Raw genomic sequence first — 13,245 nt, forward strand, 5'->3', positions numbered from 1 at the left:
TTCTTACTTATTTTGACAAAGATACAATCCTAGCACCACGGTTAGTGCTGGAAGCTGGCCGGACGGCGCGCCTGCCGACGGCGAGCTTGCAACAGCATTGCCCGACAGCGGCGGCTTACCTCTAGCTCATCGCTGGTGGTAGGTGCTAATTGTACTGCTTCTTCCAGAATCAGGCGGGCATTGCGCCGCTGGCCTTGGTTGCGGTAGACCCGCGCCAAATCGTAGCAAAACTGAATGCGGGTAGAATCAAGTTGATGCGCACGCCGTAACGCATCAATCGCTTTACGCGAACCGGCCCCGCTGGGCATTCCACCGAGGAAGAGCTTCGTAAAGATGCGCTCCAGGATGTTGTAATGGTCGACGCGATAGTGCCAACGACCCAACAACTGCCAAGCATCGGCCCACTCGGGGCAACGAGCTACCGCCATAAAAACGTAGGGCTTCATGGTTTTGTAGGCGTGCAGCCGGCCACGAGCCGTGAGCAGCGTAGCCCGGTTCACCAACGTTAAGGCTACCACATAGTTGGCCTCGCCACCCAACGGCTGCACCACCATCGCCCGGTCGGCAAACTGGCGGGCCGATATGAAGTAGGCGCCGCGGCGGGTTTCGTCGGTGTAGCGGGCGCCGATACGGACGCTCAGCAAGGCGGCTTGCCACAATGCCTCGTAACAACTCGGGTCTTCGTGCAGCACCTCTTCGTATTTACCTAAGGCCTCCGATTCTTGATAGGCGGCTTGTAGGGTATGTGCCTGTTTCAGCAACTTCTGCACTACCACAGAGTCGTTGGCAGCCGCCGTTGTGGCTGCTGTGGCACTACGCCCCAAGAGGCACCCCAGCAGCCATAATACCAGAATATACCGTTTCATACGCACGCGCTTCTAACGGCTACGGCGGCACTTTTGGTGCCCAATGAATATAGGGTAGGGCTAACAGTTGCTGGCCCTACCCTACGTACATCTTAAAAAAGTTTTAGCTGCGACTTAGGCCGACGCAACAGTGCCTGCGCGCGCTCCACCTCTTCGGCCGTCACGTCTACCGGCTCCTGCAATTCGGGCAAGTCGTCTGTGGCCGATGCGGCGGCCGGACGTGGAATAGTAGCCGGGCCGCGCTTTTTGCGGGCTTCGCGACGTTCCGGCTCGGGGCCTTCGTCGGTGAGCAGTGTCAGGGTGTGGATCTTGTAGTAGGCTAACTTATTGCCTTGAGCTTTCCAGCCCTTCACATCAATGAACTCGTGCAGCAGGAGTTGCTCGGTTTCGCGGTCGGCTTTCTTTTCCCGTTGCATCTTCACCTCTACTGCTGGTTCAGGGTTGGCAGTGGCCGCTAGCAATTTGGAGCCTTTACTTTCCGAAATGAAAATAAAGCGCTTGTCCAGAGTGCTGGTTTCGATGCGGAAGCGCTTGACGTAGTGCGTTTTCGTTTCGCCTTCCATATAGACGGTGCTCAATACCGTTTCAGGTTCCAGCTTGCGCAGTAGCACCATGTTGGGCACGTCGAAATGGTGGGCCGGATCGGGCGACTTCAGCTCGTAGCTACCGTCTTTGTAAAGCACCAGGATGGTGTTGTCGGTATCAAAGGTGCCCAGGTAGCGGCCGTGGCCGGCGGTATTCAGGCGGCCTACCACTGCATCAAAGAACATTTCGCGCCCACCCAGGGTAGAGTCGCCCAGGCTTTTCTGGGTGATTTTCTTGATAGGCTGCTTGGTCACGATGTTGCCCATAGAGCCTTTGCCCTTGATGGCCAGCTCAGCAAAATCGAAATCGAACTGCTTCACGCGAGCCGGAGCCTTGTCGGACAACTGCACGCCTACCACCTCCGATTCGGAGTTGGGGTTGGCCGTGAGGTAGAGCACTTTGGAGCCCTTCGAGCCCTTGGTGAGGTCGTAGGTTTTGTCGCGCGTGATGCCTGTAACCAAGAAACGCTTGGCGTACGTGATGCCCGAGGCACCGTCGAGGTACATCATGTTGTATACCAGCCGGTCGTCGTTCTTATTGTAGATGCCCACGTGCAGAATATCCTTCCCTACGAAGGTTTTTTCGGCCACTTTGGTCACCATAAACGAGCCGTCGCGGCGGATGGCGATGATGTCGTCGAGGTCAGAGCAGTCTACTACAAATTCGGCTTTGTCGTCTTTTTTCAGGCCGTAGCCCACAAAGCCATCCTGGCGGTTCACGTAGAGCTTTTGGTTGGCAATAGCTACTTTTTGGGCCGTCACCACATCGAACGTGCGCAGCTGGGTTTTGCGCTCCCTACCCGCGCCGTACTTCTTCAGCAAGTTCTCGAAGTAGTTGATGGCGTAACGCGTGAGGTGCAGCAAGTGGTCAGCCACCTCGGCCATTTCTGCCTCCAGACGTTGGATATACTCGTCAGCCTTGAACCCGTCGTACTTGGAAATACGCTTGATGCGGATTTCGGTGAGACGCGTGAGGTCGTCTTCGGTGATAGCGCGGCGCAGCACAATGCGCGTGTCGTTGGCGCGGGCTTTCTCGCCGTCCACACGCACAAACTTCTTCAGGCCGGCATCCATAATTTCCAGGATTTGCTCCCAGGTTTCGGCCTCTTCTATTTTGCGGTAGATGCGGTTTTCGATGAAGATTTTCTCCAACGACGCTGAGTGCCACTTCTCCCGCAACTCATCCTGACGGATTTCCAGCTCCCGCTCCAGCAGCCGCAGGGTTTTGGCCGTGCTCATGTGCAGCACGTCTTCTACCGCCATAAAGCGCGGTTTCTCGTCGATGATGACGCAGGTGTTGGGCGAAATGCTGATTTCGCAATCCGTGAAAGCGTAGAGCGCATCAATGGTGAGGTCGGGCGACACGCCGGGCGGCAATTGCACCTGAATTTCGACCTCCGCCGTGGTGCTATCCACGATTTTCTTGATTTTAATCTTGTTGGCCTCCGTAGCTTTCACGATACTTTCCATCAGCGCCGTAGTGGTGGTGCCGTAGGGAATATCACGAATCACGAGCGTGGTTTTGTCTACCTTTTCGATGGTAGCGCGCAGCCGGATTTTGCCGCCGCGCTGCCCATTTTGGTAGTTGCTCACGTCGCAGAGGCCACCCGTCGGGAAATCGGGGTACAGTTCTACGGCCTTGCCCCGCAGTACGTCGATGCTGGCCTTACACAACTCGCGGAAGTTGTGGGGCATGATCTTCGTGCTCAGGCCCACGGCAATGCCCTCTACCCCCTGCGCCAGCAGCAAGGGAAACTTCACGGGTAGGGTCACTGGCTCGCGCTTACGGCCGTCGTAGCTTAGCTGCCACTCCGTGGTATCGGGGTTGAACACTACATCCAGCGCAAACTTGCTCAGGCGGGCTTCAATGTAGCGCGGCGCCGCGGCCGAGTCACCGGTGCGGATGTTGCCCCAGTTGCCCTGGTGGTCGATCAGCAGGTCCTTCTGCCCCAGGTTCACGATGGCGTCGCCGATGGAGGCGTCGCCGTGGGGGTGGTACTGCATGGTCTGGCCAATGATGTTGGCTACCTTGTTCAGGCGCCCATCATCCATCTCCTTCATAGCGTGCAGGATACGGCGCTGCACGGGCTTCAGGCCATCTTCGAGGGCAGGCACGGCGCGCTCCAGAATCACGTAGCTGGCGTAGTCCAGAAACCAGTTCTGGTACATGCCGCGCACCGACGAGATGTCGTGGATGGTTTCGCCGGGCGCAAACTTGGCTTCCACTTCTTCCTCCTCCGGCTCCACTGGTTCGTCTAGCTCCTCACTTTCTGCCGCGTCGGTTGCGACTTCCAGATCAGTTTCGGTGGTCGTTTCATCGTGGGCAGCAGCCAGATCTTCAGCTTCGCCCGTGGCGTACAAATGGGCCGCTGGGGTAGCGGCGCCAAAGTCGAGCGTATCGCCCGCGCCGAAGGAGTCGGGCTGCGGGTCGGTCGGATTCAGGTCGTGGGGGTTGTTTTCTTCTGACACGGTTGTGTGTGGCCGGAGCCACGATTTTTGTTCTTGTACCTCTCTCCTACCTCGCCTTTCGCCGACTTACCTTGCTTGTATTTGTACAAATAAGGCAAGACGGCATGTGGCGTCCTAATAGAAGGCTATCTATACAATTACTATACTACCTCAATTTCCGCTGCTTCCAGCTGCTCGACTGGTGCTTCCTCCACGGGCAGCACATCGCTGGTAATCAGATCCTTCTCTAAACGCAGATTGTCAATAATGAACTCCTGGCGGGCAGGCGTATTCTTACCCATGTAGTAGGTCAGGATTTGCTGCACTGAGCGCTCGGCCTGCAAAATCACGGGTTCCAGACGGATATTGTCGCCAATGAACTTACCGAACTCGTCGGGCGAGATTTCGCCCAGCCCTTTGAAGCGGGTGATTTCGGGGTTGCGGCCCAGTTGCCGGATGGCCTGCTGCTTTTCCGATTCGTTGTAACAATAAATCGTCTGCTTTTTGTTGCGTACGCGGAACAGCGGCGTTTCCAGAATGTACACGTGGCCGTTGCGCACCAAGTCGGGAAAGAATTGCAGGAAGAACGTGAGCAGCAGCAGGCGGATGTGCATACCGTCTACGTCGGCGTCAGTGGCAATTACCACACGATTATAACGCAGGTTTTCGATGCCTTCCTCAATGTTGAGGGCGTGCTGCAACAGGTTGAACTCCTCGTTTTCGTACACCACTTTTTTCTTCAACCCAAAGCAGTTCAGCGGCTTACCGCGCAGACTGAATACGGCTTCGGTTTCCACATTGCGGCTCATGGTGATGGAGCCCGAGGCCGAGTCGCCCTCCGTGATGAACAGGGTAGTAAGCTGCTCATTGTCGTGCTTGTTTTCGCCGAAGTGCAGGCGGCAGTCGCGGAGCTTGCGGTTGTGCAGGTTGGCTTTTTTGGCGCGTTGGTTGGCCAGCTTTTTCACGCCCGCCATGTCTTTACGCTCCCGCTCGCTTTGCTCGATGCGCTTTTTGAGCGCTTCTTTGGTATCGGGGTTTTTGTGGAGGTAGTTGTCGAGGTGCTCCTTCACGAAATCCAGGATGAAGCCGCGCACCGTGGGGCCATCGGGACCCATGTTGAGGCTACCCAGCTTGGTTTTGGTCTGGCTCTCAAATACAGGTTCCTGCACCCGCACCGAAATGGCCCCAATCACAGATGCCCGAATATCGGCCGCATCGTAGTCTTTACCATAGTGCTCGCGCACGGTTTTCACCAGTGCTTCGCGGAAGGCCGCCAAGTGCGTGCCGCCCTGGGTGGTGTACTGCCCGTTCACAAAGGAATAGTGCTCCTCGCCGTAGTCGTTGCCGTGGGTGAGAGCCAGCTCGATATCCTCCCCTTTCAGGTGAATGATGGGGTAGCGCAGGCTTTCCTCATCGGTTTTGTGGCGCAACAGGTCCAGCAAGCCATTCTCGGAGAGATACTTCTGGCCGTTGAAATGGATGGCTAGGCCCGCGTTCAGGTAGCAATAGTTCCGGATCTGGCTTTCCAGGTACTCCGGGATGAAGCGGTAGTTTTTGAAGATAGTATCGTCGGGCTCGAAGACCATCAGCGTGCCGTTGCGCTGACTAGTTTTGGTGGGCTTGGGGTTTTTCTGCAATTCCCCGCGGGAAAACTCAGCGCTTTTCTGCTCGCCGTCGCGGGTGCTTTGCACCAGGAAGTAGTTGCTGAGCGCATTCACGGCTTTGGTACCTACCCCGTTCAGGCCCACCGACTTCTGGAACACTTTGCTGTCGTACTTACCGCCGGTGTTGATCTTGCTGACCACGTCGACCACCTTGCCCAGCGGAATGCCGCGGCCGTAGTCGCGCACCTGCACGCGGGTGTCGGTAATCTTCACTTCGATGGTGCGGCCGTAGCCCATCACGTGCTCGTCGATGCAGTTATCGATGACTTCCTTCACCAACACGTAGATGCCATCGTCGGCGGCCGAGCCGTCGCCGAGCTTGCCAATGTACATACCCGGCCGCAGGCGGATGTGCTCGCGCCAGTCGAGGGAGCGGATGCTATCCTCGTTGTAGGCATGGGCGGGCGGTGCGAGGGGGAGTTGTTCGTCGGCCATAGAAAACAGTTAAAAGCAAATTTGAGGTAAAATAACACAGAAAATCGGCCTTTTTTCGCAAGGGTTCGTAAAGGCCGGCACAGGTTGGCAACGTCGTGTTTTGTCGACAAAAAGCGAATGACGTTAGCAAAACCTTACTCCGTCAGCCATAGTTCATACTGAACTCCCAAATGTAGCCATTTCAGGCCTCTTTTCCCACTCCAACTCTCCCAATTTTATTAGCCAATGCTACCCAACCCCAATAATTTTAATGGCCCACGCCATGCAGCGCCACCAACGGAAATTAAGCAGTCGGCGGTGGTGCACTACACCTTTGTGCTCATCGGTATGTCGCTGCTGGTGTACGTATTACACAAACTGGATGGCATTATTTTACCAATTGCCTTCTCTTCTTTACTGGCAGTTCTGTTGTTGCCAATCTGTCGTCGGCTAGAAGTATGGGGGCTCTCGCGGATACTAGCTATTGTGGTATGTCTACTGTTGGTAATAACTCTGCTCGTAGGACTTTTTTATGTGTTCGGAACGCAGCTCATGCAATTCCGCAACGAGATACCACTGTTCCAACAGAAGCTAGCGCAGTACTTCGATCAGATCCAGCAGATGCTTAGCTCGCGCTTTGGATTCCAACCGATTAGCAAAGATCAGGTGATTGATCAGTCGCTGGAAACGTTGAAGAACCGAGCGGGCGGCTGGCTGGGCACCACCCTGGATACCACGACCAGTGTGTTGAGCGTGGTTACACTAATTCCCATTTACATTTTCTGCCTGCTGTACTACCGCGACCACATGCGGCAGTTTTTGTTCCGCTTCGTGACGCCCGACAAGCGCACGTCGGTGCTCAATACCATGGATAACATCCAAACGGTAGTGCAGGCCTATATTTCTGGTCTGCTCACAGTTATTGTGATTGTGGCTGTTTTGAACGCTATTGGCCTATTGATTCTGGGGGTGAAATTCGCCATTTTCTTCGCCATTTTTGCTTCGGTACTGGCCGTTATTCCCTTCATCGGTATCTTCATTGGGGCAGCCTTGCCTACCCTGATTACACTGGTAGAAACCGGCTCACCGCTGAAAGCACTGGGCGTTGTGGGGGTGTTTGCGTTTGTGCAGTTCCTAGAGGGCAACTTCATCACGCCTACCATCACGGGCTCTAAAGTGAGCATCAACCCCATGGCGGCCATCATTGCCCTGATTCTAGGCGGCGAGTTGTGGGGCACGCCGGGCATGATTCTGAGCATTCCGCTAACGGCCGTGCTAAAAGTGATTTTTGACGCCTCGAAGTCGACGGAACCGTGGGGCTTTTTGCTGGGCGACGTGGCTGACGGGGAAGACGACCCCGATAAGCCAAAGAATCAACCCGGCTTCTTTGGCCGCCTGTGGCAACAACTTTCGGGCAAATCGTAACCCGGCCGAAACTGGTTTAGTATAAAGAGCACAACTGCATTAGCAGAACCTTACACTCTTCCACTAAAACATCTACAGCCATGGCTGCTATTACCGAAAAAACCGCTCGCGCTTACAACGACCTCGTAGAAATCAACGAAACTGGTGCCAAAGGCTACCAGGAAGCCGCTGAAGGTGTATCGAACCCACAATTGAAATCAGAATTCAGCCAACTGAGCCAGCAGCGCGCCCAGTTCGCCAGCGACCTGAAGCAGCATGCTAGCCAATATGGCATTCAGACGCAAAACGAAGGTACCATTGAAGGTGCAGTAGCTGACGCCGCTGCTGCCGTACACCGCGGCTGGATCAACCTGAAATCGGCCATTACCGGCCAAGACGACAACGCCATTCTCGGCGAAGCTGAAACCGGTGATGCTACGGCCCTGAAAGCCTACGAAACCGCTCTGAGCGCCGAAGGCCTACCCCAGGACGCCAAAAGCCTGATTCAGCAGCAGCACAGCCAGATTCTGGCCGCCAAAAACAAAATCACGGCAATGAAAAAATAAGTAATGCTTCAATAGCACTGCTTATAGTGAAAGCGACCCGCATGATGCGGGTCGCTTTTTTTGTGCCCCTACCCTCTTTCATCTGCTCTTCGCGTGCAACCTTCCGGGGTCGTATCTTTGTTACCAATCCGGTTAGCATTGTACCGACCTTATCAGTAGCCGCTTTTGTACGCCATCATCGACCTTGAAACCACCGGCGGGCAGCCCACCCAGGACCGCATCACGGAAATAGCCATCTTCATCCACGACGGCGAGAAAATCGTGGACCAGTACAGCACCTTGCTGAATCCGGGACGGCAGATTCCATTTTTTATCACCCAGCTCACGGGTATCAACGATGAGATGGTGCGGGATGCGCCGCGCTTTCATGAGGTGGCGCGCAAGGTGGTGGAGATGACGGAAGGCTGCGTATTTGTAGCCCACAATGTGCGCTTCGACTACTCGTTTCTGAAAAAAGAGTTTGCCGACTTAGGCTACAACTACTCGCGCAAAACGCTGTGCACGGTGCGCCTGAGTCGCTCCCTGATTCCGGGGCAACCCAGCTACAGCCTGGGCAAGCTGTGCCAGAACATCGGGATTCCGCTGGAGGGTAGGCACCGCGCCGCCGGCGACGCCCACGCCACGGCTATTCTGTTTGATCGGCTCCTGAAAATCAGTCAGCAGGATGAGGCCCTGCAAACGCCCGGCACGTCGGCGGCCGATACGCTGGCGGCGGTAGATGCAGTGGCGCCCGCCGGCAAGAAACCCAGCGCCCGCAAGGTGAAGGCCGTGCAGGAGGCCATCAAAACGGCGTTACTGCCGCCGCTCATCACGCCCGAGAAGGTAGCGTCCCTACCCCAGGAAGCCGGGGTCTACTACTTCCACAACGAGGCGGGCGAGGTGATTTATGTGGGCAAGAGCATCAATATCTACAAGCGCATTCAGCAGCACTTTGCGGTGGATTACAAGTCGCGCAAGAGCCTGGAGTTCAAGAACTCTATTGCCGACATCACGTGGGAGCTGACGGGCTCGGAGTTAGTAGCGCTGCTCTACGAGTCGCATGAGATTAAGCGCCTGAAACCGCTGTATAACCGCGCCCAGCGGCGCTCGGTGTTTCCGGCGGGCATCTTTCTGCGCACCGACGAAAACGGCTACAAGCACCTCTACTACGGCCGCGCCGACGACCATAGCGAGTCGCACCCGCTCATTGCGCTGGGCAACCAGTTCAAGGCGAAGGGCTTCTTATTTCATAAAGTAGCCAAGTTCAACTTGTGCCAGAAGCTCTGCGACCTATACAAAACTACAGGGTCTTGCTTCGATTACCAGGTGCACCGCTGCAAGGGCGCCTGCGTGGGCCTGGAGCCACCTGAAGAATACAACCTCCGGGTGGAGCAGGCCATTGAGTCGTTTACGTACGAGCACGGCTCGTTTGTGGTGATTGGACCCGGCCGCACGCCCTTCGAGCAGACCATTGTAGTGGTGGAAAACGGCCGCTACCTAGGCTTCGGCTACGTAGACGACACGTTCTCGGCGCGCCGGCTGGACGATTTCAAGGAGGTCATTACACGCTACAACGACAACAAAGACGTGCAGCAGATCATCCGCCAGTACGTGCGCACCAAACGCCGCGGAGAGAAGGTGAAGGTGTTTAAATAGTGAGGTGGTGAGATGGTGAAGTGGTGAGTTAAAAACCGTCTGTCATTCTGAACGCAGCGAAGCGAAGTGAAGGACCTTATCACGCAAAAACGACAAGCGTACCAACGACTCGTTCCGTGGGCATAAGGTCCTTCACTTCGCTTCGCTGCGTTCAGGATGACAGACGGTTTGCTGCTTCCTACTCACCACTTCACCATCTCACCATCTCACCATCTCACCTAATACAACCGGTGGCGCAGGAGCCAGCCGGTGCCGTCAAACTCGTTGGCGGCGGGTTGGTAGTCTTTCACTTGGATGGCTTTGCCTACCTCCACGGTATTGCCATCGTTGCTGTTGTAGAGGGTGATGCGGTTGGAGGTTGTGGCCGGCGGTGTTTGCTGACGAATAGTATCCTGCCCGGCACCATCGTAGAGGCCGATGGCAATGCGAGCGTCGGGTAGGCCGTTGATTTCAAATACGTCGTTGCCACCCAGCCCGAACAGCTTGATGGAGCGTGTGTCGTGGGCGTTGAATACGCGTTGCCCAATCAGGGTAGGCGCCTGTTTCTGAACCGCCCGATAGACGCTGATACGCACTTGCCCTACCCCGGCCGGTTCTATCACAAACCGCTCCGGCTCCTCGGTGCCGGGTATTTCCACGTCGCGGGCGAGCAGTTCGTAGAACTTGGCTGCTACGGCCGGCAGCTGGTCGCGGCGGCTGCGTAGTTTCTCCGTAAATTCTTCGCCCGACAGCGCATACACTTCCGGCGGCCACACTTGCAGGGAGCGGCGAATCACGTCGTTGGTGAGGCTCTGGCGCATGGAATCGGCCACTTGTTGGAAATCCTCGGCTGATAGGTACACCAGCAAGGATTTGTCCATGGGGCGGGCAGCGCGGTTGAGACCCTCCACATCAGCCAGCCGGATATTTTTGTGGAAGCTCTGATAATTGGTTTTCACCCAGCCGATGATGTGCGTCAGCAGCCCATCATCAAACTTGAAAAACGCGTGGTCCCGGTCGCGCGGGATGGCCTGGTAGCGCGTACTGCTGTCGGGGGTAGGAAAGCTGGCCCAGCGCCACTGGTCCTCACGGCGGCTCCAGTCGCCTAGCCACATATCAAACAAGCGCGAGCGAAGGTATTGCCGCGCATCGACGTGGTAGCGCGCACTGGCCACCAGGTTGGTAAACACCTTGCGCGAGCTTTGTACCTTGGCCGATTGCCCGAAGCTGCGCACGGTGCTCTGGTCGCCGTCGGGGCGCTCTTCTAGTAGGTAGAGCGCGTTGGCGTAGTCTTGCCGAAACTTACCAAGCACCGGATCATCGCCCAGGTAGCCCAGAATAGGGTTGGTGTGGTACACGCCCGCCGCATTGGCCAGCACCGGCACAATAAAGGCGCCGTAGGGATGAATGACACTGGTTTGGTCCTTCATCAATCGACCAATAACCCCATCCTGCAACCGTACGGGTAAAGCCTTAGTGGCGTCTTTGTCTACGGAGCGCAGCACGTACTCCACGCCGTTGCGGTCTACCAACCGCAGGTTTTTGGTTTGAAAGCTCCCGCCGGCCTGTACCGGCGTGAGGCCGCCAGGCACCACCGTACTTAAGTTGAATACGCGCACCGGCACCGGTGTGGCCCACTCCTTCCGGTAGTGACGGCCCCAGAAAAACTTGTAGGTTCGGCTACGGGCGTAGCCCGGTCCTGCGGCCACTTGCACCACAGAATCGGGGCCAATGTTGGGGGGCACCACAGCCGTCTTGGGCGCGGGCGAAGCACACGAGCTATTCAGAAAAGCACACAGCACCCCCGTCGTCAGAACCTGAAAGCGCTGTGAGGAACAAAAAACAGACACAAATCTGAAGGAAATAGTCAAATGAAAAGTAGCCTGCGTAGCGCTACTCGTCCGTATACCCCAACCGGGCGGCAGCGGTTGTACGATTTGGGTTGACTTTTCTGTTCTGGTTGCGTTTAAGGGGCTACCTATTCTCTTCTTTCTGCTCTTTTCTATGTTCTACCGCTACTTGTTGGGCGGCGCATTGCTGACAGGTATAGCAGGCTGCGCCCATCATACTACCTTTTTTCAGCCGGATGCCCGCGTGCGGCCCACTACTGCCGCCCCCCTACCCCCCGGCACCGACTCGGTGCTGGCTACTGCCGGGCGCCACTACCGGCGCAGCGGTTTCTACACGCTTTTCTTCGGAAAGCACTACCGGGACGTGTGGGCCACGCCCGTGTGGGTGCTTGTGTTTGACCCTGCCACGGAGATGGGCGGACTGAAGTTTGAGAAGCGCGGTGGTGGCTTTCAAACCGTTAGTGCTACCCTGGAAAGCTCTACGGGGCGCGAGTATGCCCTACGCACGCTCGATAAGGACCCGTATAAAACCCTCCCCAAAGTGCTACGGCATACGTTTGTGCTAACGCTAGTGCGTGATGCTACCTCAGCTGCTAATCCTTATGCTGCCCTCACGGTGCCGCCACTGGCGCAGGCTGCGGGCATTCCGCATACTCACCCGCGCATTTTCTATGTTCCCCCCAGCGAAACCAACCTCGGTACGGCCACGGACGACATGCAGGGGAAGCTGGTGATGCTGGAAGAGAAGTTTGACGGCGCCGAAAACCTCACACCTGCCTTCGGCAATGCCGTGGACTTAGTGGATACCGACGACGTACTGGCCGGGCGCTACGCCTCTCCTACCCATCAAATCGATCAGCTAGCCTTTGCCCGCGCCCGTCTGTTGGATATCCTGATTGGCGACTGGGACCGGCACGAGGGCCAGTGGCAGTGGGCTGAATATCAGCAGAATGACCACACTATCTACCGCCCCGTACCCAAAGACCGCGACCAGGTATACTTTCGGTTTGATGATGGCCTGATTCCCTGGCTGATGTCGCGGAAGTGGGCAGTGCGCAAGTTTCGCACGTTTCGGCCGCGCTACGAAGACGTTTCCGGCACCGTACACAACGCGCACTTCCTGGATACCCGCGCTCTACCCGAAATTACGGCAGCGCAGTTTCAGCAGCTAGCCACCGACTTGCAGCGCCGCCTCACCGACTCGGTTATTGCCGTGGCCGTGCATCAGCTGCCGCCGCCCATCTACGAGCTGGAGGGCGAATATATTGCGCGGGCACTGCGCGAGCGGCGGGCAGCCTTGCCCGAAGCAGCCCGGCAGTTCTACCACGTGCTGGCCGAGCACGTGGAGGTAGTGGGTACCGACGAACCTGACCGCTTCGTAACAGAGCGCTTCTCCGACTCTACTACTCGCGTAAGTGTATATCGCCTACCCCGGAAAAAGCAGCAAGTCGTAGACCCCAAACCGTACTATCAACGCACCTTCCGCAACCAGGACACCAAGACCATTACCTACTTCGGCCTGCGCGGCGAGGACGAATTTGTGGTGCGTGGAAACGTACGCACCGGAATCCGGCTCAACATCCACGGCGGCCCCAACGAAGATACCGTAGTAGATTCGTCGCAGGTAGCGGGCGGAAAAAGAAGAATGTTCTACTACGACACCAAAACCGGCAACAACCTCACCCCTGGCCCCAGCACCGTCGACCGCCGCCGTCGAGGCGTTGCGTCCCACGCCTATGATCGAGAGGGGTATTAAAGGGTGAAGTTGTGAGTTTGTGAAGTTGTGAATGCAAAAGGCTGTGTCATCCTGAGCTTGCGAAGGACCTTATGCAAGT

The 13,245-nt window shown here is 56.5% G+C and carries 8 protein-coding genes; 4 read left to right on the forward strand and 4 right to left on the reverse strand.

Going from position 1 to position 13,245, the window contains the following annotated elements:
• Nucleotides 1-41: 41 nt before the first annotated feature.
• From H8B15_RS18565 to H8B15_RS18575, 3 genes are all read right to left on the reverse strand, one after another.
• On the reverse strand, nt 42-866 hold the full coding sequence (locus tag H8B15_RS18565) for a tetratricopeptide repeat protein (RefSeq protein ID WP_187321146.1): 825 nt from the start codon (nt 864-866) through the stop codon (nt 42-44).
• A 92-nt stretch (nt 867-958) separates the two neighbouring features.
• Nucleotides 959-3,697 carry a DNA gyrase/topoisomerase IV subunit A gene (locus tag H8B15_RS18570; RefSeq protein ID WP_425489807.1) on the reverse strand — a complete coding sequence of 913 codons (2,739 nt, stop codon included), beginning with the start codon at nt 3,695-3,697 and terminating at the stop codon, nt 959-961.
• A gap of 362 nt (nt 3,698-4,059) precedes the next feature.
• A complete protein-coding gene (locus tag H8B15_RS18575; RefSeq protein WP_187321147.1) occupies nt 4,060-5,997 on the reverse strand; it encodes a DNA topoisomerase IV subunit B in 1,938 nt (645 codons plus the stop codon).
• Nucleotides 5,998-6,222: 225 nt separating this feature from the next.
• Here H8B15_RS18575 and H8B15_RS18580 point away from each other — a divergent pair, with 225 nt between their 5' ends.
• From H8B15_RS18580 to H8B15_RS18590, 3 genes are all read left to right on the forward strand, one after another.
• Complete coding sequence (locus tag H8B15_RS18580; protein ID WP_246455695.1) at nt 6,223-7,401, forward strand: AI-2E family transporter; 1,179 nt, start codon at nt 6,223-6,225, stop codon at nt 7,399-7,401.
• An 80-nt stretch (nt 7,402-7,481) separates the two neighbouring features.
• On the forward strand, nt 7,482-7,946 hold the full coding sequence (locus H8B15_RS18585) for a PA2169 family four-helix-bundle protein (protein WP_187321148.1): 465 nt from the start codon (nt 7,482-7,484) through the stop codon (nt 7,944-7,946).
• A 165-nt stretch (nt 7,947-8,111) separates the two neighbouring features.
• Entirely contained in the window at nt 8,112-9,581 is a 1,470-nt protein-coding gene (locus tag H8B15_RS18590; protein ID WP_187321149.1) for an exonuclease domain-containing protein, read from the forward strand.
• A 218-nt stretch (nt 9,582-9,799) separates the two neighbouring features.
• On the opposite strand, the gene H8B15_RS18595 is transcribed toward H8B15_RS18590, so the two are convergent.
• The gene (locus H8B15_RS18595) at nt 9,800-11,410 is read right to left on the reverse strand and encodes a hypothetical protein (protein ID WP_187321150.1); all 1,611 of its coding nucleotides are present in this window, start codon (nt 11,408-11,410) and stop codon (nt 9,800-9,802) included.
• A 154-nt stretch (nt 11,411-11,564) separates the two neighbouring features.
• On the opposite strand from H8B15_RS18595, the gene H8B15_RS18600 reads away from it, so the two are divergent.
• The gene (locus H8B15_RS18600) at nt 11,565-13,166 is read left to right on the forward strand and encodes a hypothetical protein (RefSeq protein ID WP_187321151.1); all 1,602 of its coding nucleotides are present in this window, start codon (nt 11,565-11,567) and stop codon (nt 13,164-13,166) included.
• Nucleotides 13,167-13,245 lie beyond the last annotated feature (79 nt).

Source organism: Hymenobacter citatus (genome assembly GCF_014333615.1).
GTDB classification, from domain to species: Bacteria; Bacteroidota; Bacteroidia; order Cytophagales; family Hymenobacteraceae; genus Hymenobacter; species Hymenobacter citatus.